General features: G+C 72.8%; 20 protein-coding genes and 1 pseudogene. 13 read left to right on the forward strand and 8 right to left on the reverse strand.

Annotated features, from left to right (window positions below; genetic code table 11):
• Positions 1 to 18: 18 nt before the first annotated feature.
• On the reverse strand, positions 19 to 396 hold the full coding sequence (locus ACFQ11_RS17470; protein WP_378299750.1) for a hypothetical protein: 378 nt from the start codon (positions 394 to 396) through the stop codon (positions 19 to 21).
• A gap of 36 nt (positions 397 to 432) precedes the next feature.
• Positions 433 to 756 (reverse strand): ATP-binding protein, encoded by a 324-nt coding sequence (locus tag ACFQ11_RS17475; protein ID WP_378299752.1) that lies wholly within the window; start codon positions 754 to 756, stop codon positions 433 to 435.
• A 276-nt stretch (positions 757 to 1,032) separates the two neighbouring features.
• Here ACFQ11_RS17475 and ACFQ11_RS17480 point away from each other — a divergent pair, with 276 nt between their 5' ends.
• From ACFQ11_RS17480 to ACFQ11_RS17490, 3 genes are read left to right on the forward strand one after another with little or no spacing between them, the layout of a single operon-like run.
• Positions 1,033 to 1,989 carry a helix-turn-helix domain-containing protein gene (locus tag ACFQ11_RS17480; protein WP_378299755.1) on the forward strand — a complete coding sequence of 319 codons (957 nt, stop codon included), beginning with the start codon at positions 1,033 to 1,035 and terminating at the stop codon, positions 1,987 to 1,989.
• 1 nt (position 1,990) lies between these two features.
• The gene (locus tag ACFQ11_RS17485) at positions 1,991 to 2,245 is read left to right on the forward strand and encodes an NUDIX domain-containing protein (RefSeq protein WP_378299757.1); all 255 of its coding nucleotides are present in this window, start codon (positions 1,991 to 1,993) and stop codon (positions 2,243 to 2,245) included.
• Positions 2,246 to 2,294: 49 nt separating this feature from the next.
• Positions 2,295 to 2,912 carry a UTRA domain-containing protein gene (locus tag ACFQ11_RS17490; RefSeq protein WP_378299759.1) on the forward strand — a complete coding sequence of 206 codons (618 nt, stop codon included), beginning with the start codon at positions 2,295 to 2,297 and terminating at the stop codon, positions 2,910 to 2,912.
• A 219-nt stretch (positions 2,913 to 3,131) separates the two neighbouring features.
• Here the strand turns inward: ACFQ11_RS17490 and ACFQ11_RS17495 are convergent.
• The 5 genes and pseudogenes from ACFQ11_RS17495 to ACFQ11_RS17515 form a co-directional block, all read right to left on the reverse strand.
• Positions 3,132 to 3,320, reverse strand: a pseudogene (locus ACFQ11_RS17495) (MarR family winged helix-turn-helix transcriptional regulator); the annotation flags it as partial.
• Between the two features lie 211 nt (positions 3,321 to 3,531).
• Complete coding sequence (locus ACFQ11_RS17500) at positions 3,532 to 3,927, reverse strand: hypothetical protein (RefSeq protein WP_378299761.1); 396 nt, start codon at positions 3,925 to 3,927, stop codon at positions 3,532 to 3,534.
• A 209-nt stretch (positions 3,928 to 4,136) separates the two neighbouring features.
• On the reverse strand, positions 4,137 to 4,841 hold the full coding sequence (lexA, locus tag ACFQ11_RS17505) for a transcriptional repressor LexA (RefSeq protein ID WP_449193567.1): 705 nt from the start codon (positions 4,839 to 4,841) through the stop codon (positions 4,137 to 4,139).
• A 167-nt stretch (positions 4,842 to 5,008) separates the two neighbouring features.
• A complete protein-coding gene (locus ACFQ11_RS17510; protein ID WP_378299765.1) occupies positions 5,009 to 6,148 on the reverse strand; it encodes a hypothetical protein in 1,140 nt (379 codons plus the stop codon).
• A gap of 185 nt (positions 6,149 to 6,333) precedes the next feature.
• A complete protein-coding gene (locus tag ACFQ11_RS17515; protein WP_378299767.1) occupies positions 6,334 to 7,035 on the reverse strand; it encodes an SDR family oxidoreductase in 702 nt (233 codons plus the stop codon).
• 55 nt (positions 7,036 to 7,090) lie between these two features.
• Here ACFQ11_RS17515 and ACFQ11_RS17520 point away from each other — a divergent pair, with 55 nt between their 5' ends.
• Positions 7,091 to 7,531, forward strand: a complete 441-nt coding sequence (locus ACFQ11_RS17520) for a MerR family transcriptional regulator (protein ID WP_378299769.1) — start codon at positions 7,091 to 7,093, stop codon at positions 7,529 to 7,531.
• Between the two features lie 119 nt (positions 7,532 to 7,650).
• A complete protein-coding gene (locus ACFQ11_RS17525) occupies positions 7,651 to 8,136 on the forward strand; it encodes a hypothetical protein (protein WP_378299771.1) in 486 nt (161 codons plus the stop codon).
• A gap of 17 nt (positions 8,137 to 8,153) precedes the next feature.
• Here the strand turns inward: ACFQ11_RS17525 and ACFQ11_RS17530 are convergent, their stop codons facing one another.
• A complete protein-coding gene (locus ACFQ11_RS17530) occupies positions 8,154 to 10,730 on the reverse strand; it encodes a SpoIIE family protein phosphatase (protein ID WP_378299773.1) in 2,577 nt (858 codons plus the stop codon).
• Positions 10,731 to 10,915: 185 nt separating this feature from the next.
• On the opposite strand from ACFQ11_RS17530, the gene ACFQ11_RS17535 reads away from it, so the two are divergent.
• The 8 genes from ACFQ11_RS17535 (at position 10,916) to ACFQ11_RS17570 (ending at position 20,745) form a co-directional block, all read left to right on the forward strand.
• Positions 10,916 to 11,392 (forward strand): nitroreductase family deazaflavin-dependent oxidoreductase, encoded by a 477-nt coding sequence (locus tag ACFQ11_RS17535; RefSeq protein ID WP_378299775.1) that lies wholly within the window; start codon positions 10,916 to 10,918, stop codon positions 11,390 to 11,392.
• Positions 11,393 to 11,679: 287 nt separating this feature from the next.
• Complete coding sequence (locus ACFQ11_RS17540; RefSeq protein ID WP_449193568.1) at positions 11,680 to 13,302, forward strand: glycine/sarcosine N-methyltransferase; 1,623 nt, start codon at positions 11,680 to 11,682, stop codon at positions 13,300 to 13,302.
• Positions 13,303 to 13,484: 182 nt separating this feature from the next.
• Positions 13,485 to 14,120 (forward strand): TetR/AcrR family transcriptional regulator, encoded by a 636-nt coding sequence (locus tag ACFQ11_RS17545; protein WP_378299779.1) that lies wholly within the window; start codon positions 13,485 to 13,487, stop codon positions 14,118 to 14,120.
• Between the two features lie 169 nt (positions 14,121 to 14,289).
• The gene (locus ACFQ11_RS17550) at positions 14,290 to 15,504 is read left to right on the forward strand and encodes a PucR family transcriptional regulator (protein WP_378299781.1); all 1,215 of its coding nucleotides are present in this window, start codon (positions 14,290 to 14,292) and stop codon (positions 15,502 to 15,504) included.
• A 31-nt stretch (positions 15,505 to 15,535) separates the two neighbouring features.
• Entirely contained in the window at positions 15,536 to 16,159 is a 624-nt protein-coding gene (locus ACFQ11_RS17555; RefSeq protein ID WP_378299783.1) for a TetR/AcrR family transcriptional regulator, read from the forward strand.
• The gene (locus ACFQ11_RS17560) at positions 16,156 to 17,514 is read left to right on the forward strand and encodes an MFS transporter (RefSeq protein WP_378299785.1); all 1,359 of its coding nucleotides are present in this window, start codon (positions 16,156 to 16,158) and stop codon (positions 17,512 to 17,514) included. Before ACFQ11_RS17555 ends, ACFQ11_RS17560 begins: the two co-directional genes overlap by 4 nt.
• Positions 17,501 to 18,898 (forward strand): pyridoxal phosphate-dependent decarboxylase family protein, encoded by a 1,398-nt coding sequence (locus tag ACFQ11_RS17565; protein ID WP_378299787.1) that lies wholly within the window; start codon positions 17,501 to 17,503, stop codon positions 18,896 to 18,898. The genes ACFQ11_RS17560 and ACFQ11_RS17565 overlap by 14 nt, the downstream gene beginning before the upstream one ends.
• A 167-nt stretch (positions 18,899 to 19,065) precedes the next feature.
• On the forward strand, positions 19,066 to 20,745 hold the full coding sequence (locus ACFQ11_RS17570) for a serine/threonine-protein kinase (protein ID WP_378299789.1): 1,680 nt from the start codon (positions 19,066 to 19,068) through the stop codon (positions 20,743 to 20,745).
• Position 20,746 lies beyond the last annotated feature (1 nt).

Here is a 20,746-nt window from a genome sequence, read left to right on the forward strand (position 1 = left end):
CTTCCTCCTATTCGAGGCTCACCAGGAGCCCGGGAACATCCGGTGTTTGAGAATGGAGTCGACCTGCTCGGCCGCCGTCTTCGAGTCGCCACAGGGGGACAGATAGCCGTGCCTGCCACGGGTTGCCTCGTAGTAGCCCCACGCGTTTCCGGGTATGGCCCGGACGCCCACAGCCACCCCCACGGCGTTGTCCGTTCCGCATGCGAAGACCCACAACAGCGAGAGCGGAACGGGGAACTGGTCGGCTCGGTACAACTTGATGCACCGATAGCCCTTCGGCTTCAGCGCGACCGCGAGCAGATCGAGATGCCGGACGACGGCGGCGCGGTTTCGACGCGTGGTCCAGTTCGGCCCGCGCCACTCCCCACGAACGCCCAGCGGACGTACGCGTCCCATGGTGTCCACCTTCCGGTGATCGGACGATGTGCTGATTCAGGCCGAGATCCGTGACCACACCCACTTGCCGTGCGGACGGGTCCGATCCACGCCGCATCGAGTCGACAGGGCCTCGACGATCGGCAGCCCTCGGCCGCCGGTACCGGCGCCATGCCCGGCGTCAAGGGCCAGCGGATCGGGGACGAGGTCGTCCAACGTGGACTCCGCGGTGCGCTTGGCGATCGGCAGCTCGTCCGAGGAGTCCCACACACCCAGCAGTACCGAGCCGGGCTCTCGCGTGAGCCGGACCCGGATCTCCCGGTCCGGCGTGCACCGCAGCGCGTTGGTGACGAGCTGCACGTCGTCCGCGATCCCGAGCAACCCCCACTCGTTGAGCCGAAATGTCGCGAGCGTCCGGACATATCCAGGAGTTGTGTGCGTGGCGAGGCAGGTCAAATTCAGTGGGCGTGAGGTCGCTGTCCCGGTACTCATTCAGCGTTCCGGTTGTTCGTCGGCTGGTCGCGGCTCATCACGGCTGTCTCCTTCTCATCGCTTCGCGGGGCGCCTACACTCGAGATGATTGCCGTTGAGTGACAACAACTGCTATGGCAATCCACGTCAATCTGATTGACGTGCAACGACAATCAAGAGGGAAGTATGGCCACGACCAGGGAAAATGCGCAGCGGCGTCGACAGATGGAGCGGGCGGCCGGCGAGATCCGCTTGGACGGCATCCGTCGTGGCCTGACGACGGAAGCGATCGCCGAGAAGGTCGTTCGGAGCCTCCCGGACGTCACACCGTTGGAGGCGTGGCGGTTGGCGAGCGGCTACGACCGCAGCGAGGTGTCCGCCCGGCTCGACGCCCTGTACGAGGCTGACGGCCTGCAGCCGCCGCACATCGACGCGTCCGTGCTCTGCCGCTGGGAGTTGGGAGACCGGCGCCCGAGCGACGAGCGGATCGAGTACTTCTGCCGCCTGTACCGGACGAGGCCGGACCGCCTCGGGTTCGGCACCGACCACAGTCCCGGCGATGTCGGCCACATCCAGCGCGAAGGGATCATCGACGCGTTCCCGTTCACCAGCGAGGAGTCGGAGCGAGATCTCGTCGACCGGCTTTTGGGGGCGCGCGAACGCGTCAACCTCTTCGGGTTGACCAGGTCGTTCTATGTGAGCGACGCCGTCCTGCCGGTTTTGGAGGAGAAGGCGCGGACGATGGACGTCAACGTCTACGTCATGGACCCGTACTGCGATTCGCGTAAGGACAGGTACCGCATCGAACCGGCAGACGCTGCGATGGAGGACCCGGAACGCTACGTCCGGGAAATCCTCCGCCCACTTCGAGCGGCCTCGGACCGGGCGCCGCGTTTGAGGCTCTTCCTGTTCAACTTCCCATGCTCGTTCGCGATGGAGGAGATCGACGGCGTAGTGCGCGTGATGATGTACGGGCACGGTCGCCGGGGCACGCACGGGCCGATCATCGCGTTCGGTGAGGGAACGTCATCCCACGCGTACTTCGTCGAGCAGCTCCGCTGGCTCGAACGTCTCTCGTCCGGTGAGTCCCCGGAGCCCTGGCTGAGCAAGGGCGTCCAGGTGCGTCCCTTCGACCTCTGGTGACGTGGCGCGCCATGCCGGACGTCGTCACTCGGTCAGTGCCGCCGGGGTCGTTGTGGACGAAAGGGGCCGCGCCCTCCTCGTGCAGCGTCGGGACAACGGGTGCTGGGAGGCTCCCGGCGGGATCCTTGAGCAGGACGAAGGCATCAATGCCGCAGTGCAGCGGGAGGTGCTGGAGGAAACGGGTCTGCTGGTGACGCCGGTCGGGTTGCCTGGCGTTTACAAGAGCTCATGCAACCGTGCCAATTCGGCAGCATGATGGCATCAGGTTGATTCGATGAAAGAAGAAAAAGTTGCGCAGGGTGATCATGCGTACCGCAGTGGTTCGGCGGAATACGCGGCATGTGCGGGACGGGCGGGAGTTCGCGGCCGGGTACAGCTTCCCGGCGGCGATGGGGAACGAACTTTGGGTGCACCATGTCGAGCCCGAGGTCGGCGAGGCTCCGATCGAGGACCCGCGGTTCGCCCACATGCTGAACGTGCCGGTCGGCGCGACGGTCATGAGGCGTCTGCGTGTGACGGGGCCGGAGGGGGAACCGGCCTTCCAGATCTCGACGACCTGGATTCATCCAAGGATCAGCAGTGAGGTGCCCGAGGTCGCGGAGCCGTTCGGGACGGGGCCGGGTGCGTGGATCGATGCGATCGAGGCCGCGGGACACGGGCCACTGGAGTGGCTTGAACGGCGCCGGGTGCGGATGCCGACCGTCCAGGAGACCAAGCTGCTGCTGATTCCCGCCGAGCTTCCCGTCTGGGAGATCGCCCGCATCAGCTACAGCGCGAAGGACGAGAAGGCCGTCGATGTGACCCAGGTCGTCATCCCGGGCGACCGCATGGAGGAGGTGTCGAGGTTGAGACGGGACGAGTCCGCGCTCTGGCCGCACGCCGCCACCGGGCCGGACGGTCGTCCGGTGGCCCCTGCGGAGTGACGTTAGCCATATCCAGCCCGAAGGGATCATGGACCCGTACTGCGATTCGCGTAAGACCATGACCCGGGCGACCAGGATCCCCGTGACCGGGCCGGGCACGCGGTCGGCCGTGGCCACCCCATCGAACGGCCTGGCAGCGCCCTGGTCGTATTCGCCGCGCAAACCGTTCATGGCGGCGTCGCCCTTGCCGGTCAGCGGCACCAGCGTGGCGCGGCGGTCGCTTGGGTGGGGAGCTCGTGCCACGAAGCCGTCGGCCTCCAGCGCGTCCACCAGCCCGGTCACGTTGCGCGGCGACACGCTGATCGCCTCGGCCGGCGCCCGCTGGGTCATGGGCTCGCCGTGGCGCAGGTTCCACAGGACCGTCGCTCGCGCCCTCGACAACCCGCGGTCGGTCAGCTCCTGCTCCATGTACTGATGCGTCACCACCGCCAGCGCGAACAGCTTCTCCAGCGCGTGTCCGCACCTCCCTCATGGACGGTCTGGCCGGCCAGAACAGCCGCCGCCCGGCACGGCCGTGGCGAACCGTGCGCGGGGTGTTCTCCTTACGCGGTCGTGCGGCCGTAGCGGCCGGGGGACGGCGGAGGGGGCCGCCGCGTTCGGCGGCCCCCTCCATGGCGCGTCAGGTGGAGACGCCCTGCCAGCCGCTGGTGTCCCAGACCTCGCCGCCGTCGACGGCCTGGACCTGGTACGTGATCAGGTTGTCCCGCCCCTTGTAGGTCTCCTTGAAGTTGTAGTTGCACTTCCTCGCGTCGCCCTCGCTGTCCGGGTCCCAGCACCTGCCCTTGCGGCCGTCGGCGGTGCGCCACACCACGCGGACCGCGCTGCCGTCCCACTTGGTGTCGTGAACCCGGACGATGTCGCCCTTCGACTGGTAGCACCCCCAGCCGCCGGAGACGTAGAACCTCTTGCAACGCGTGGAATCGGCGCCGGCGGGGCCGGCGGTCAGCAGCCCCGCTCCCAAGGCCAGGGCCGGGACCGCGAAGGCGCCGACGATGGCCTGCCTGGTCAGCTGCATTACATGCTCCGTTCGTCGGATCGATGCGGGGTGCCGTTGGCGTTCCTCCGAGCATCGCCGCCTCGCCCGCCGGCGCGTGAGCGGTCGTTCGGCCGACGAGCGCCGGTTTCAAGCCAATCCCGGCGGCGGGCTCCCCGGCCGCCCTCGAATCTGTGCCCGGGCCGCCCCGACGGCCGCTCCGCGAGGTCGGCCCCGGTCGCGGCGGACGGTCAGATGCTGCGGAGCACGGACACGACGATGCCCAGGATGACGGCGCCGTCTCCGTCGATGACGTCGTAGCGGGGGTTGCGCGGTTCGAGCAGGACGCGGCCGTCGCGGCGCCGGTACACCTTGACGGTGGCCTCGCCGTCGAGCATCGCCGCGACGATCTGCCCCGAGTGGGCTTCGGGCTGCTGCCGGACGACGACGATGTCGCCGTCGCAGATCGCGGCGTCGACCATCGAGTCACCGCGCACCCGCAGGCCGAACACGGTGCCACGCCCGGTGAGCTCGCGGGGCAGCGACAGCGTGTCGTCGACGTGCTCTTCGGCCGTGATGGGAGTGCCCGCGGCGATGTGGCCGACCATGGGGACGGTCACCGCCTCGTCGGGCTTCTCCTCCGGGCCCTCGCGCAGGAACGCCCGCACGTCGATCGGCCGGGAGACCGACGCGCCGCGCCGCAGGAACCCCTTCTCCTCCAGGCTCGCCAGATGCCGTGAGACCGACGACGTGGACCGCAGGCCGACGGCGTCACCGATCTGGCGCGTGCTCGGGGGGTACCCGTACCTGACCACCCAGTCCCGAATGGTGACCAGGATCCGCTGCTGACGTGCGGGCAGCGCGGAGGCGCCCAGCCCCTCGAACGCTTCAAGATCGTCAAATCCGGTCACCTCGGAATGATAGAGGTTCCAGGGGCGGCCTCGAGCGCCGCTCAGCGACCGGTGCCGAAGGTCTGCACAACGATCGTCCTGAGGCGTCTGCATGTGACGGGACGGGGGCGGGTGCGTTGGAGGACGCGATCGGGGCTGCGGGACACGGGCCACTGGAGTGGCTTGAACGGCGCCGGTGCGGACGGCCCGCGCCCGACTGGCGGGCGGGGCGTTCAGAGGTCGTGCCGTTCTCCCGCGCGGAGGGCGCCGTGGATCCAGCGCATGTCCGTGTGGTCGGCGCCGATGTGGAGGGCGCGGCCGTCCGGGGTCCGGCAGTCCGCCACGATCTGGACGGAGTCGGCGATGCCGACGTGGTCGCCGGGGCGCGGGCCCCGGATGCGGTCGAGGGCCAGGTCCCGGGGGAGCGGGTGCGGGGCGACCCGGACACCGGGGGAGGGGGTGCTGGCCAGGACCCCATCCGGGCCGATGAGGAGGCCGTCGTAACCGGGCCGGTGGAAGTCGTCGTCGCCCCACACCACCGCCCGTACGGTGCGCTCGGTCCGCGGTGTGCGCGGCGAGGTGTACGCCTTCCGGAAGGTCCTGCGCTGCCATAGCCACACCAGTGTGAGCATGGGGACGCACGCGGCTGCCGCCACGGCCGCGTACAGCAGGATCTGCGGGGGGTCGGGAGCCTGCCATCCGTTGGTCCGGCCCGCGAGGGCGCCGCCGGTGCCGGCGAGTGCGGTGCCGACCAGCAGCGAGGCCGCCGGCACCAGGGGATACCACGTCGCATCTCCCCGGGAGGTGATCCCGCGCGGGACTCCGCCGGCGGTCCTGCGGCCGTACGCCACCATGAGCCAGGCCAGGGTCGCGGCGAAACCGCCGATGAGGACGGCCAGCCCGGTCGGGAACGCCGGCAGCCGGGAGGGATGGCGCGGGGTCTGGACGATCTCCTGCCGCGGGCCACCGGGATCCAGCCGTAGTGCGCGGATCTCACCGCGCCAGCGCACGAGTTCCGCGCGGTCGCCCGGCGCGGCGCGCTCCCAGGCGTCGTCGTCCAGCACCCGCACCCGGTACACGCGGCCGGTGCCTTCGCGGTCTCCGGCGGCGGCGTCCGAGGTCACGCGGAGGTGCAGCCGGTAGTGGACCGATCGCAGGCGGACGTCCTTCTCGCGTCCCGCCACTCGCGCGGGCACCGTCTCCCGGCACTCCGGGCCCGCTGCGGCGGAGCACGCCCGGCTGTTCCGCCAGTCGCCGTGGGCCTGCACGGCGCGCCACGCCTCGACCGCCTGCCAGGCGGTGAGCAGGAGCAGCGTGCCGATCACCGCCGCGAGGACCCGTCGCCACGCCCGGCCTCCGGCGATCCCGTCCACCGTCTCGCCACCCCGCCTTCACCGTCCGCCGCGCACGCCCGCCGGTGCGTCGCACCCGGTTCGGGCAGGTTCATACCGTAACGGCCGTTAGCGGCCACGGTGTTTCTCACGGGGTGGTACAGAGGGCGGCGCCGAGCCGCGTGAGGAGCGGGCGCGGGTCGCCACTCGGCCCGGCGGGCAGCGGGTCAGACGGGTTGGCCGACTGGGCGGACCACGACGGTGTTGACGTCCACGCCGGGTGGTTGGGAGACGGCCCACACGATCGAGTCGGCGGTCTGTTCGGCGGTCAGGAGAGGACCTTCGGGCAGTCGGCCGAGTCCGTCCCAGAAGGGTGTCTCCACACGTCCCGGCGCGATCAGCGTGACGCCCACGCCGTCGGCGGTCACCGCGCGGCGGGTGTTCTCGGCGAGTCCCGTCACCGCCCACTTGGTGGCGCCGTAAAGGTTGCCGGGGGTGTTGACGAACCCGGCGACGCTTCCGACGAGGACGATTCGCCCGCGCGTCGCCTTCAGGTGCTCCACCGACGCCCGGATCAGCAGCGCGGGGCCGAGGACGTTCGTCAGCACCATTTCCCGCCAGCGGGACGGGTCACCGTCGACGACGCCGTCGTGGCCGGCGATCCCCGCGTTGGCGACGACCGTGTCGAGCCGCCCGAACTCTGCGACGGTCGCGTCGACCGCCGACCGGACCGCCTCGGGGTCCGCGGCGTCCGCGGCGAACGTCAGCAGCGCGGACGCGTCCGCGCAGGTCTCGGCGAAACGGTCGAGCCGTGCGCGGTCGCGTCCGGTGACGGCGACCCGGTGGCCGCGGTCCAGCAGCAGGCGCGCGGCGGCCGCCCCGATCCCGCTCGAGCCGCCGGTGATGAGGGTGACAGGAGTGTCGGTCATGCGGTGGACGCTAGATCCTAGAGTCGGCTCTAGCTCAAGTTCGTAGGCTCGGGCCATGCCGCGACGCACGTTCAGCATCGGCGAGGCCGCCGAACGCACCGGCCTCAGCGTTCACACCCTCCGTTTCTACGAGAAGGAGGGGGTCTTTCTCGGTCCCGTGCGCCGCGTCGGCGGGCGCCGGGTCTACACCCAGGACGACCTGGACTGGCTCTACCTGTGCATCCGGCTCCGTGCCTCCGGCATGCCCCTGCCGCTGATCCGCGACTACGCGGCACTCGTCCGGGAGGGCGACTCCACCGCCCCCGAACGACTCGCGCTCATGCGGCGCCACCGAGACCGCGTGATCGCCCAGATCGACGAGCTGAACCACTGCCTCGCCCTCATCGCCCACAAGGTCGCCCTCTATGAGGAGCACCTCACCGGCGGAGACCCTTTGTGGACGAGCTCGTGCGCGGTGCGCGAGGACGAGCCGGACGGCCCGCAGCCCGGGGGGTGAATCGGTGCGTGAGGTCGGGTGGGCCGGTGCCGCCCACTGTCCGGGTCCGCCGGAACCCGGTGCCCTTCGGGCACGTCGCATGGTGAGGGCCTGAGGAGGAGAGTGTCATCGAACGCGGGGTGAAGGTCGCCGGGCTGGTGATCTCCGTGCTGCTGGGTTACTTCTTCTTCAGCATCGTCTACGAGATCTCCTGGTACGGCGGACGGTCCGTGGGTGCGGCCTACGGCTGGGCGGGGGAGCCGGGCACCTTGACGGTGACCGGCGAGAGGCGCGGGAGCGGGCACCGGACGAGCGCGCGGCAGTGCGTCGGCACGTTCCTGCCGGCCGGCGGTGGCCCGGTCCGCACGGACCTTCGCGTGGAGGTGTCGGACGGCTGCACGGTGGGGCGCACGGAGAAGGCGCGGTTCGTCCCCGGCTACGAGAGCCGGCTGCGCACGGAGCCGGACCGGGCGTTCGGACGGTCCGCGGGTGCGGCAGGCACGATCGTCGCGATCGTCCTCGTCGACGTCTTCTGCGGGCTTCTGGGGGTGCTGTCCGCCGTGTTCGCCTACGCGTTCGGCCGCTCGCTCCTCACCGGGCGGCGCCGGGAGCGGCCGTTCCGCTGAGGCCGGGGCCGTGGCGGCTACGGGGTGGGGCGGAGGGCGATGAGGGCGATGTCGTCGGTGCCGTCGGCGCCGAGGCGGATGAGGAGTTCGTCGCAGAAGACGCCGAGGGGGGCGCGGGCGAGGGCGCCGGCGTGCTCGCGGAGCCGTTGGAGGGACGCGTCGATGGGTTCGTCGCGGCGTTCGATGAGGCCGTCGGTGTACAGCAGGACGGTCGAGTGCGGGGGCAGCGGGGTGCGGGCCGAGGGGCGCGGCAGGTCGACGCCGGTACCGAGCATGAGGCCGGAGCCGCCGTCGAGGTAGCGGGTGGCGCCGTCGGGCGTGGTGAGCAGCGGCGGGGGGTGGCCCGCGGAGGAGTGGACGAGCACGCAGTCCGCCCCGGCCCCCTTGACGACCGCGTAGATGCAGGTCGCGGTCGCCTCCTCCGCGAGGAGGCGGTTCGCGATGTCGAGGTGGTGCAGGACCTCCTCGGGGGGTTCCCGGCAGACGACGGCGGCGCCGCGCAGCATGCCGCTGAGCCGGCTCATGGTGGCGGTGGCGTCGATGTCGTGGCCCGCGACGTCGCCGATGGCGAGGGCGAGGTCGCCGTTCGGGAGGACGAAGCCGTCGTACCAGTCGCCCCCGGCCTGCGCGGTGATGGTGGACGGCGCGTAGCGTGCGGCGAGTTCCAGGTGTTCGGCGGCGGGCAGCGGCGGGAGCAGTGACTGCTGGAGGCGTTCGGCGACCTTGCGGGCCTGGTCGTACAGGCGGGCGTTCTCCACGCCGAGGGCGATCCCGTGGGCGAGGTCCTGGACGAACTCCAGTTCGGCCTGCGTGGGCAGGTCGGGGCTGAGGCGGCCGAGGGTGACGGCGCCGAGGACGTCGCGGCGGGCGCGGAGCGGGGTGATGACGGCCTTGCCGGCGCCGAGCCGGTCGAACAGCTCGGCGTACCGGGCGTCGAGCGGGCCGTCGCCGTAGGCGGTGGCGTCGGTGAGGACGAGCGGGCCCGCGCCGCGCAGCGCCCGCGCGAGCGGGCCGCGCGCGGTGTGCGTGAGCGGGGGGAAGCGGCCCTCGTAGGCGGCGGGGGACGGCAGGGCGGGGTCGTGGTGGACGACGAGGACGCGTTCGACCTCGCCGTGCTCGTCGAGCAGGTCCACCGCGCACCAGTCCACCAGCCGCCGGGTCAGCATCCGGCCGACCTGGCGGAGGCCCTGCACCAGGTCCTGGGCGCTGCTCAGCGCCCGCTCGCTGTCGGTCAGCAGGGAGAGCCGTTCGATGGGCGACAGGTCCATGGTCGGGCGGCGCGCGCGTCTCGCGGGCTCGCGGGGTTCCTCCGGCCACCGGGTGTCGCCGCCGTCCGGGGCCTCGGGCGGGGACGCGGTGGTCCGGGGGATGAGGTGGGCGACGAAGACGGTGCGCCCGTCGTCCTTCTCCTGGCTCTGGATGAGCAGGCGGACGGGGACGGTGCTGCCGTCGCGGTGCAGGGCCGGCAGGGGCACCGGCCGGCCCAGGATGCGGGGCCGGCCGGTGAGCAGCAGGGACGTGAACGCGGCGATGTGCCGGTCGCGCAGGTGCTCGGGGATGAGGACGGTGAGCCGCCGGCCGACGAGGTCGCCGGCGTCCCAGCCGAGCAGGTCCGCGGCCGCCTCGTTCACGGCGGTGATGCGGTTCCGGTCGTCGGTGGCGACGGTCGGGAGCCTGCTCTCCCGCACCTGGTCGGCGTCCCAGGGCAGCGGGGTCGGGTCCCGGGACGCCACCGTCCACGCGGTGGGGGGCCGGTCCTCGTCGAGCTGGCCGATGACCTCGTCGAGCAGCCACTTCTGCAGGGCGGTGCTCTGGGGGAGGGCGGGACGGCTCAGCAGGGCCTCCGTCCGGGTGGCGTCCTCGGCGGCGTCGAGGACGTCGCGGAGCGTGCCGAGCGCCGGTGCGGCGTCCGCGGGGACGGACAGGGCGACCGTGCGGATGTCGGCGTCGGGGCCCCGGTCCGCCGCCGCGAGGCAGGCGCTCAGCATGTTGTTCGCGTCGTGGGCGGTGTGGAGGGCGTCCGGGCCGACTCCGAGGGGGTCGCCGGACGCCGCGGCGAGCAGGAGTTCGCGCAGGATCGCGTGCCGATGCTGCCGGTCGGCCATGCACAGCTCCCACGGCACGTCGGCGAGCGTCACGGTGCGGCGGGCCCCGTCGGGCGGGTCGGGAGGCCCCCAGCCGGACGGGGCGGGCGCGGGGGCGCGGGGGTCGCCCAGCTCGAACCACACCGTCTTGCCCCGTTCGCCGGTGTCGACCCCGTACCGGTCCGTGAGCCGCTCGATCACGTACAGGCCGCGGCCGGTGTCGGTGTAGGGGTGGCGGCGCCCCGGCACGAGCCCGCGATGCGGTGCGCGGTCGGTGACCCGGGCGTGGACGCCGCCGCCGACCGCCCGGACCGCCACCTGGATCCCGGTCCGCGCGTGCAGGACCGCGTTCGTCACCAGCTCGCTGATCACGAGCACGGCGGTGTCCACGGTGTCCGGGGGGACCTTCCCGGCCAGACGGCCGCGCACGAACCTCCGGGCCAGCGCCGGGCTGTCCGGGCGCGGCGGAAGCGGCCGCCGTGTCGTCTCCACGGCGTCGGCATCGCTCATAGGCCCGATTCCTGCCCTGCGACACGGGGGGCATGCGCGCGCCGTCCGGGCGGGTCCGCGCCGCACCGTGGGGGCGCGCGGGCGGGCTGCGGCCCCCGCGCTGGACGCGCCGTCCGGGGTCTCGTGGTCGGATCGGTCAGGAATCGAGAAGTGCCCATGACCGGCCCGTGCCTACCGTTCTGGGCATGGAGGAGAAGCCGAGCGGCGGGAGCGGGACGATGGCGGGAGGCAGGAGCGACGGTCCGGGGGCGGTGTCGCGGTGGATGCAGCACAAGGCGAACGCCCGCGTGACCCGCAAGATCCGGCGCGGGCGCGGCCGGACCATGGGGATGGACGTGCTGATCCTGAACACCGTGGGGCGGCGCAGCGGGGAGCCCCGGGAGACGCCGGTGGCGTGGTTCCCCGACGGGGACGCGCGGCTCGTCGTCGCGTCGGGCGGCGGGAACCGGCACCCGGACTGGTTCGCCAACCTGATGGCGAACCCGGACCGGGCGACGATCGAAGTGGCCGGCCGGGGCGCCGTCCCGGTGACGCCGGAGCGGCTGGAGGGCGCCGAACGCGAGGCGGCGTGGCGGGTCATCGCCGCCGCGCAGCCGCGCATCGCGAAGTACCAGGCCAAGAGCGACCGGGAGTACCCGGTGGTGCGGCTCACCGCGCGGTGAGCGCCGGCCGCCCGAGGACGCCCGGAGGGTGCGCGGACGCCGGCCGCGGGGCGGCCGGCGTCCGCGCGGTGATCGGCCGATGTTGCGCTGATCACACGCCGTGTTAGTGAAAAGTACCTCGGGACCCCCTTATAGAAACCTGTGCGCAGGGCTAACGTTCGCCCTGAATGTCACGTTCGTGGCTGGCTGTCACTGAATGTGGTGGTCGGCATGCCGAACGTGACGACGGTACGTGTCCAGCTAGTCGCTCACAGTCGTATCGGGGCCGCGCACAGGGAGGCAGACCGATTCAGCGTCAAGATTTCGGCGACAATCCGACCGAGGTCCGCGACACCAACCACTACGAGAAGGAGTACGTCCACGGCTTCGTGGAGAAGTGGGACGAACTCATCGACTGGAGAAGGCGCTACGAGAGCGAGGGCACCTTCTTCATCGACCAGTTGAAGGCACGGGGCGTCAAGCGGGTGCTGGACGTCGCCACGGGCACCGGGTTCCACTCGGTGCGGCTCGTGCAGGAGGGCTTCGACACGGTCAGCGCCGACGGCAGCCAGGAGATGCTGCGGAAGGCGTTCGAGAACGGCTTCGCCTACGGCCAGTACGTCCTCAAGGTGGTGCAGGCCGACTGGCGCTACCTGAACCGGGACGTGCACGGCGAGTTCGACGCCGTCATCTGCCTGGGGAACTCGTTCACGCACCTGTTCTCGGAACGTGACAGGCGCAAGGCGCTGGCGGAGTTCTACGCCATGCTCAAGCACGACGGCGTGCTGATCATCGACCAGCGCAACTACGACTCGATCCTGGACGACGGGTTCAGCAGCACGCACTCGTACTACTACTGCGGCGAGGAGGTCACCGCCGAGCCCGAGTACGTCGACGAGGGCCTCGCGCGGTTCCGGTACCGCTTCCCGGACGGGAGCGAGTACGCCCTCAACATGTTCCCGCTGCGGAAGAACTACATGCGGCGGCTCATGCGCGAGGTCGGCTTCCAGCGGGTCGACACGTTCGGGGACTTCCAGAAGACCTACCACGAGGCCGACCCCGACTTCTTCATTCACGTGGCGGAGAAAACGTACCGGGAAGATGATGTGAGCGGCTCCTACTCGCCCGCGGTCAGCACCGCGCGGGACTACTACAACTCCGACGACGCCGACGCGTTCTACCACTCGGTGTGGGGCGGGCAGCACATCCACGTCGGCGTCTACGAGGACGGCGACACGATCGACGCGGCGAGCGGCCGGACGGTCGAGCGGATGGCGGCGGGCCTGAACCTGACCCCGGACGTCCACGTCCTGGACGTCGGCGCCGGGTTCGGCGGCTCGGCCCGGTACCTCGCCCGCACCCACGGCTGCAAGGTCACGTGCCTCAACCTCAGCGAGGTCGAGAACGCGCGCAACCGCGCGGCGAACAAGGAGCAGGGACTCGACGAACTGATCGACGTGGTCGACGGCTCGTTCGAGGAACTGCCGTTCAACGACAACGCCTTCCACGTCGTGTGGTCGCAGGACGCGCTGCTGCACGGCGGCGACCGCATCCGGGCGCTGGAGGAGATCGTCCGGGTCCTCAAGCCGGGCGGCGAGTTCGTCTTCACCGACCCGATGGCGGCCGACGGCTGCGCGCGCGACGCGCTGCGTCCCATCCTCGACCGGCTGCATCTCGACACGATGGGCTCGCCCGGCTTCTACCGGCGGGAGCTGGCCCGGCTCGGCCTGTCGGTCGAGTTCGAGGACCTCACCCGGCACCTCGTCACGCACTACGGGCGGGTGCTGCGGGAGACCGAGGCGCGCGAGGCGGAGATCTCGCGGAAGATCAGCGCGGACTACCTCGAGCACATGAAGACCGGCCTGCGGAACTGGATCGACGGCGGCGAGCACGGCCGCCTGAGGTGGGGCATCTTCCGCTGCGGGAACTGACGCCGGACGGCCGGGCGGCGCGCGGGGCGCCGTCCGGCCGCGGCCGTCCCCGGCACGCCGGATCGCGAGGTCCCGCCGGTGGGGGCGATCCCGGGCCCCGGTTCGCGCCGCGGACGGAGGCCGGTGATCGCGGCAGGGGGTGATCTGCGGAACAATGGGGGCGATCTCGGCGAGGAGGCGTTGTGAGCGCGGATGTGCGGTTCACCGTCACGCGGACGCTGACCAAGGACCAGCAGGCGCGGCGGGAGCGGCTGATCGACGCGGCGTGGAACCTGGCGGTGGAGGGCGGGTACGCGGCCGTCACCATGCACGACGTCGCGGACCGCGCGGGCGTCGCGCGCGCCACCGTCTACCGCTACTTCGCCACGAAGGACCACCTGCTCACCGAGGTCGCCGCGACCTGGGCGCACCGGGTCACCGACGACATCGACGCGCTCGCGGTCGGGGACACGCCGGTGGAGCGGCTCACCGCGCTGCTGGAGCGGATCGTGCACGTCGCGGCCGCCAACGTCACCCTCACCTCGGCGATCATCCAGGCGGTGACGGCGGACGACTCGAGCGTCGACGACTCCCGCAACGTGGTGTTCCTGTTCCTGCGGGACCGGCTGTCGGCGGCGATCGGCGACCCGGTGCCGCAGCGCGAGGACGTCGAGGTCGTGCTCGGGCACGTGCTGCTCGCCGCGCTCGTCAGCGTCGCGTCGCTGCACCGCCCGGCGGACGAGGTCGCGGCGATCGTCCGCACGTCGGGACGGCTCGTGCTCGCGGGGGCGCTCGCGGGGCAACCGCCCGCGGCGGCGGACGGGACGGGCGGCGAATAGCGCGCGCGGGCCGATCGGGGCGCCCGAACGGGGCCCTGCGGCCGGGCCGATTGTCATCGGGGTGACAACCCTCGCGACGCATTGCGTCGCCGACGGTAAAGCCCGCGCCGCGTGTGATCGGTAGCTTCCGGAGCGTCCCCTAGACACCGTGGGGGCGGGAGGTGGAACCGTGACCACGACCCTGGAGGAGCGCTCGCCGCTCAAACCCTGGGCGGGCGTGCCCAGCGAGCTTTCGGAGATCTTCCGGCCGCACCTGGACGCGCTGGCCGAAGAGATGATCGAGGAGATCCTCGCCGGGATCCCCGAGTACTCCCGCCCGCAGGACGAGGAGTACGCGCGGCTCGTCCGGCTCGCGGTGGAGGGCGCGCTGCGCCAGTTCGTCGACCTGATCATGGACCCGAACAGCTCGTGGGAGCAGGTCGCGGCCGTCTACCGGGAGATCGGCTGGGCGGAGGCCCGGGAGGGCCGCAGCCTCGACATCCTGCAGACGTCGATGCGGCTCGGCGCGCGCGTCGCGTGGCGGCGGCTGGCGGCGGAGTCCGAGCAGTACAACATGTCGCGGCACACCCTCGCGTCGCTCGCCGAGGCGATCTTCGCGTTCCTGGACGAGATCGCCCGCGCGGCCACCGAGGGCTACACCAAGGCCCGCGAGCAGGAGGCGGGCGAGCTGGAGCACCGCCGCCGCCGGCTGCTCGACATGCTGCTCGCCGAGCCGCCCGCGTCGTCCCAGGCGGTCGCCGACCTGGCGCGGCTGGCGCAGTGGCGGGTGCCGCGCACGGTCGCGGCGGTCGTCCTGTACGAGCGGGGCCGGCAGCCGTTCTCGCACCCGTCGCTGCCGCCGGACGTCCTGTCCGACGTGAACCGCCGCGAACCGTGCCTGCTGGTGCCCGACCCGGAGGGGCCGGGGCGCGGCAGGATGCTGGAGACGGCGCTGCGCAACTGGGTGGCCGCGATGGGCCCGACCGTCCGCACCGAGGACGCCGCGAAGTCGCTGCGCTGGGCGCGGGAGGCGCTGCCGCTCGCGCGCCGCGGCATCCTGCCGTCCGACCGGCTGATCCGCTGCGCCGACCACATGCCGGCGCTGGTGGTGTTCAAGGACGAGGAACTGGTCCGCGCGGTCGCGGACCTGCGGCTCGCGCCGCTGCGGTCCGTCCGGCCCCGGCACCGCGAGCGGCTGATGCGCACGCTGCTGTCGTGCCTGCAGAACGGGTTCAACGCGACCGAGGTCGCCACCCGCCTGCACGTCCACCCGCAGACCGTCCGGTACCGGCTGCACCAGCTCGAGGAGCTGTTCGGCGAGCGCCTGTACGAGCCGGAGGCGCGGCTGGAGATGGAGATGGCGCTGACCGTCTGGCTCACCGCACCCTCTCCATCAAGCGATTGACCAAGGCGGGCCGGGGGGCTACCGTCGGCGCATGACCAGCGACTCCGGCCGGGAGCGCATCCTCGACGTCGCCACCCGGCTGTTCGCGGCCCTCGGCTACGACGGCACCTCCACCCGGCTCATCGCCGAGGCGGCCGGGCTCAACATCGCCACGGTCGCCTACCACGTCGGCGGCAAGCGGGACCTGTACCTGGCCGTCATGGAACGCGCCCACCAGGCCGAACGCGCCGCCCTCGAAACGGCCGTCGCCGACCTCCGCCGGGACGCCCCGCCCGGAGGCGCCGGCGGGGCCGCGCTGCTCGGGCTCGTCGACCGGTACGTCGACTTCTGCGCGGCGAACCCGGCGATCCCGGCGCTGTGGATGCACCGGTGGCTGTCGGACGCCGCCGACGTCGCCCACCTCGAGAGCCTCTACGTCCGGCCGCTCATGGACCTCGTCGTGGACGCCGTCCGCGACGTCGTCGACGACGGCGTGGACGTCGAGTACGCCGTCTGGACGGTCATCTGGGCGACGCACGGGTTCGCGCGCGGCGGCGTCCTCGACACGGACGGCCGCCGCCGCGGCATGGACGACGCCGCCGAGCTCGCGCGGTTCCGCGCCCACCTGCACCGGCTCGTCGCGTCCGCCCTGGGGCTGCCCGGGGACGCGCGGTGACCGCCCCGGCGGCGACGGCGACCGCCGTCCCGCTGACACGCGCGCGCCTGTTCGGCTACGGCGTCGGCTCGGTCGGGACGGGCGTGTTCTCGGCCGTCCCCGGGCTGCTCCTGCTCTACTACCTGACCGACGTGCTCGGCGTCGGCGCGGCCGTCGCCGGCGCCGTCCTCGTCCTGCCGAAAGCCTGGGACGTCCTGCTGAACCCGGTCGTGGGCGCCGCCAGCGACCGTGAGGCCGTCCGGACGGGACGCCGCACCCGGCTGCTGACGGCCGGCGCCTGCACGCTGCCCGTCCTGTTCGCCGCGATGTTCGCCGTCCCCGTCGACTCGCCCGGATTCGCCGCCGCCTGGGCGGGCCTCGCGTTCCTCCTCGCCGCGAGCGCCTTCGCCTGCTTCCAGGTCCCCTACGTGGCGCTGCCCGCCGAGATCTCGGCCGACCCCGCCGAACGCGGCCGGGCGATGGCCTGGCGCGTCGTCTGCCTCACCGTCGGCATCCTCGTCGCGGGCGGCCTCGCCCCCGCCATCACCGACGCCGCCGGCGGCGGCCGCGCCGGGCACGCGCTGATGGGGCTCACCGTCGGCGCCGTCATGGCCGCCGCCCTGCTCGGCAGCACCCTCGCCACCCGCTGGATCCCGTCCAGCCCCGGCCCGCACGCGCTCGGCCTGCGCGCCGCGCTCCGCACCGCCCGCGGCAACCGCCCGTTCTTCGCGCTGCTCACCGCGTACGTCCTGCACACCCTCGCTGTCGCGATCATGCTCGCGGGCGCCCCCTACGTCGCGACCTACCGGCTCGACGACTACGCGCTCACGTCCGCGATGTTCGTCTGCATGGTCGCGCCGAGCGCGGTCGCGGTACCGATGTGGCGGCTCCTCGCCCGCCGGTACGGGGCCGTCGCCTGCTACGTCGCCGCGCTCGTCGCGTTCGCCGTCCTCGTCGCCGTCCTGTTCCCGCTGGTCGCCTCGGCGGCCGCCGTGCTCGCGGTCGGCGCCGCCGTCGGCGTCTGCTACGCGGCCACCCAGTTCCTGCCGCTCGCGCTGCTGCCCGAGACCGTCCACGCCGACGCCGGACGCACCGGGCACGCCCAGTCCGGCGCGTTCACCGGCCTGTGGACGGCCGCCGAGACCGGCGCGCTCGCCCTCGGACCCGGCGTGTTCGCGCTGATCCTCGCGGCCTGCTCGTTCCGCTCGTCCGACTTCGACACCCCGGTCGTCCAGCCGGACTCCGCGCTCACCGGCCTCGCCGCCGGGTTCACGCTCGTCCCCGCCGCCCTGCTGCTGCTCAGCGTCCCGCCGCTGCTCGCCTACCGGCGGCTCGCCGCCGCCCACACCGCAAGGAACCCGCATGACGCTCCCTGAGGACGGCCGCCCCGCCCCCGAACTGCTCGACCGGCTCGCCGCCCTCCGCGCCGCCGACCTGCCCGTCCGCGGCGGCAAGGTCACCGCGTACGTCTACGACACCGGGCGCGACGCCGTGCACGACCTCGCCGCCGCCGCCTACCGGGAGATGCTCGAGGTCAACTGCCTCGACCCCACCGCGTTCCCCAGCATCGTCGCCCTCGAACGCGAGGTCGTCGGCGCCGTCGCCGACCGGCTCGGCGGCGGCACCGGCGTGTTCACCAGCGGCGGCACCGAGTCGATCATGCTCGCGGTGAAGGCCGCGCGCGACGCCCGTCCGGTCGAGGGGAGACCGCAGATCGTCCTGCCCGTCACCGCGCACCCCGCCTTCCACAAGGCGGCGCACTACCTCGGCCTCGAAGCCGTGCCCGTCCCCGTGGACGACGGGTTCCGCGCCGACCCCTCGGCGATCGCCGCGGCCGTCACCCCGCGCACCGTCCTCGTCGTCGCGTCCGCGCCGTCCTACCCGCAGGGCGTCATGGACCCGATCCCCGAGATCGCCGCGATCGCGTCCGCCGCGGGCGTCCTCTGCCACGTGGACGCCTGCGTGGGCGGCTGGGTCCTGCCGTGGCTGCGCGACGCCGGACGGCCCGTGCCGCCGTTCGACCTCTCCGTCCCGGGCGTCACCTCGCTGTCGTGCGACCTGCACAAGTACGGCTACGCGCCCAAGGGCGCGTCCGTCGTCCTGTTCGCCGACCCGGCCCTGCGCCGCCGCGCCTACTTCGCGTCCGCCGAATGGCCCGGCTACACGGTCATCAACTCCGGCGTCCAGTCGAGCAAGAGCGCGGGCCCCCTCGGCGCCGCCTGGGCCACCCTCCACGCCGTCGGCGCCGCAGGCTACCGCGACCTCGCCGTCCGCGCGATGGACGCGGCCGAGCGCATCGCCGCCGGGCTCCCCGACGGCCTGCGCGTCCTCGGCTCGCCGATCGTGCCGCTCGTCGCCGTCGCCTCCGCCGACCCCGGACTCGACGTGTTCGTCCTCGCCGACGAGGCCCGCGCCCGCGGCTGGTTCTTCCAGCCCCAGCTCTCCTACCGCGGCATCCCCGCCAACCTGCACTTCACGATCACCGGGGTGTCGGACCCCGGCGCGCTCCTCGACGCGCTCGCCGCCGCCGCGAAGGCCGCCCGCGCCGCGGGGCCTCCGCCCGTCCCGGACGGGCTCGTGGACGCCATCGCGGGCCTGGACCTCGACGCCCTCACCGACGCGGAGTTCGCCGAACTGCTCGCGTCCGCCGGCGCCGGGCCGTCCGGCGGCATGGCCGTCGTGAACACCGTCCTCGACGCCCTGCCGCCCGGCACCCGGGAGGCCCTGCTGGTCAGGTACCTGTCGGCGCTGTACGCATGACCGGCGGGCGGGTCGGGCGAATCGGCCTGAACCAGAACGAACCGGCCTGAACCGGGATGGTCGCCGTTCGGAAGCGGGCCAACCGGGCGATACCGCTGTGGCATCATGCGGGCGGGGAAGCAGTTTCGTCGTGATCCGCCTTGCGCGCGGGGCTTGGAAGGATGTCCATGGCCGCATCTCCGCTCCGCGCCGACGACCCGGCCTCGATCGGGCCCTACCGTCTGGCCGGACGCCTCGGCGAGGGCGGCCAGGGAGTGGTCTACCTCGGCGAGGACGAGACGGGGCAGCGCGTCGCGGTCAAGGTCCTCAAGACGTCCGACCCGGCGGCCCGCACGCGATTCCTCCGCGAGATGGAGTCCGCCCGCCGCGTCGCCCCCTTCTGCACCGCGGCGGTGCTCGACTCGTCGACGCGCGGCGACCGGCCCTACGTCGTCAGCGAGTACATCGACGGCCCCTCGCTGGCGCAACGGGTGCAGGAGGACGGCCCGCTGCACGGCGGCGCGCTCGTCCGGCTCGCCGTCAACACCGCCAGCGCGCTCGCCGCGATCCACTCCGCCGGGATCGTCCACCGCGACCTGAAACCGGCGAACGTCCTCCTCGGCCCGGACGGCCCCCGCGTCGTCGACTTCGGCATCGCGCGCGCCATCGACGCCGAGACCAACACCCAGATGGTCGGCACCCCGGCCTACTTCGCGCCCGAATGGATCGACGGCCGGCCGCCGACCGAGCGGTCCGACGTCTTCGCCTGGGCCGGCACCGTCGTCTACGCGGCCACCGGGACGCCGCCCTTCGGATCCGGCCCCACCTTCGCCGCGCTGATGAACCGCATCGCCAACGGGGAGCCGCGGCTCGACGGCGTGCCCCCGGCGCTGCGTCCCGTCATCGCCCGCTGCCTCGCCAAGGACCCCGCGCTGCGGCCCACCGCGCGCGAGCTGATCGACCTGCTCGTCAGCCCGGACGGCGACGTCCGCCCCGCCCCGGCGGCCGTCCCGTCGTTCGCTCCGCCGTCCGGTCCGCCCTCCGGGGCCGCCCTCCGGACCGCCGCCCGCTCCGCCCACCGTCGGCCGGGGGCGGCGGGAGCCGCCGCGCCTCTGGCGGCACCCGGGCGTGCTCGCGGCCGGCGCCGCCGTCGCGGTCACGGCGGCCCTCGCGATGGCGCTCGCCGGCGTGATCGCCCTGCAGGCGGCGGGCTCCGAAGAGGGCAACGCGTCCTCATCGCCGGGGGTGGGCACGGCCGCCTCCACCTCCCCGCCCGACGCTTACGACAGCCCGCCCCCGGCCCGGAACCTCGTCCACGAGACCGACTTCGTCCACGAGGCCACGCTCCCCGCGAGCAGCCGCGCATGGACGGAGGACGAGGAGATCCGCTACGTCCCCGCCGGATACGAGTACGGCACCCCGCCGGATCCGGGTCGACGATAGAGGCGTCGCACGCGCCCCTCGCGGACATGCTGATCACGGCACGGGTCGGTTTCCAGGGGGCCGCCCCGGCCGCCTCCCAGGCCGGCGTCACGTGCCGCAACGACGACGCCGCGGCCTCCACCGTCGGCTACGGCTTCATGCTGTCGCCCGACGGCAGGACGGAGATCAGCCGATACGGCAAGGCGGAGACGTCGTCGCTCGGCTCCGCGCGCGTCCGGCCGAAGGACCGCGCCCGCCACGAGCTCAAGGCGCTGTGCAAGACGGTCGAACGCGGCGTCCGCCTCGTGTTCTGGGTGGACGGCGTCAAGACCCTCGACATCGTGGACCCCGACCCCCTCCCGGCCGGCCTGTCCGGAATCACGGTCGAGACCGACGGGGCCGCCTTCGCCGCCCTCTTCACCCGCTTCTCCGTCCACCGCGCCTGAC

The sequence above is a fragment of the Actinomadura sediminis genome, assembly GCF_042675525.1.
GTDB lineage: Bacteria > Actinomycetota > Actinomycetes > Streptosporangiales > Streptosporangiaceae > Spirillospora > Spirillospora sediminis.

Excerpts from the sequence above, each read along its gene's own strand:
- ACFQ11_RS17470 (WP_378299750.1), bottom strand. The coding sequence starts at position 396 with ATGGGACGCGTACGTCCGCTGGGCGTTCGTGGGGAGTGGCGCGGGCCG.
- ACFQ11_RS17480 (WP_378299755.1), top strand. The coding sequence starts at position 1,033 with ATGGCCACGACCAGGGAAAATGCGCAGCGGCGTCGACAGATGGAGCGG.
- ACFQ11_RS17490 (WP_378299759.1), top strand. The coding sequence starts at position 2,295 with ATGCGTACCGCAGTGGTTCGGCGGAATACGCGGCATGTGCGGGACGGG.
- ACFQ11_RS17500 (WP_378299761.1), bottom strand. The coding sequence starts at position 3,927 with ATGCAGCTGACCAGGCAGGCCATCGTCGGCGCCTTCGCGGTCCCGGCC.
- ACFQ11_RS17515 (WP_378299767.1), bottom strand. The coding sequence starts at position 7,035 with ATGACCGACACTCCTGTCACCCTCATCACCGGCGGCTCGAGCGGGATC.
- ACFQ11_RS17520 (WP_378299769.1), top strand. The coding sequence starts at position 7,091 with ATGCCGCGACGCACGTTCAGCATCGGCGAGGCCGCCGAACGCACCGGC.
- ACFQ11_RS17530 (WP_378299773.1), bottom strand. The coding sequence starts at position 10,730 with ATGAGCGATGCCGACGCCGTGGAGACGACACGGCGGCCGCTTCCGCCG.
- ACFQ11_RS17535 (WP_378299775.1), top strand. The coding sequence starts at position 10,916 with ATGGAGGAGAAGCCGAGCGGCGGGAGCGGGACGATGGCGGGAGGCAGG.
- ACFQ11_RS17555 (WP_378299783.1), top strand. The coding sequence starts at position 15,536 with ATGACCAGCGACTCCGGCCGGGAGCGCATCCTCGACGTCGCCACCCGG.
- ACFQ11_RS17565 (WP_378299787.1), top strand. The coding sequence starts at position 17,501 with ATGACGCTCCCTGAGGACGGCCGCCCCGCCCCCGAACTGCTCGACCGG.
- ACFQ11_RS17570 (WP_378299789.1), top strand. The coding sequence starts at position 19,066 with ATGGCCGCATCTCCGCTCCGCGCCGACGACCCGGCCTCGATCGGGCCC.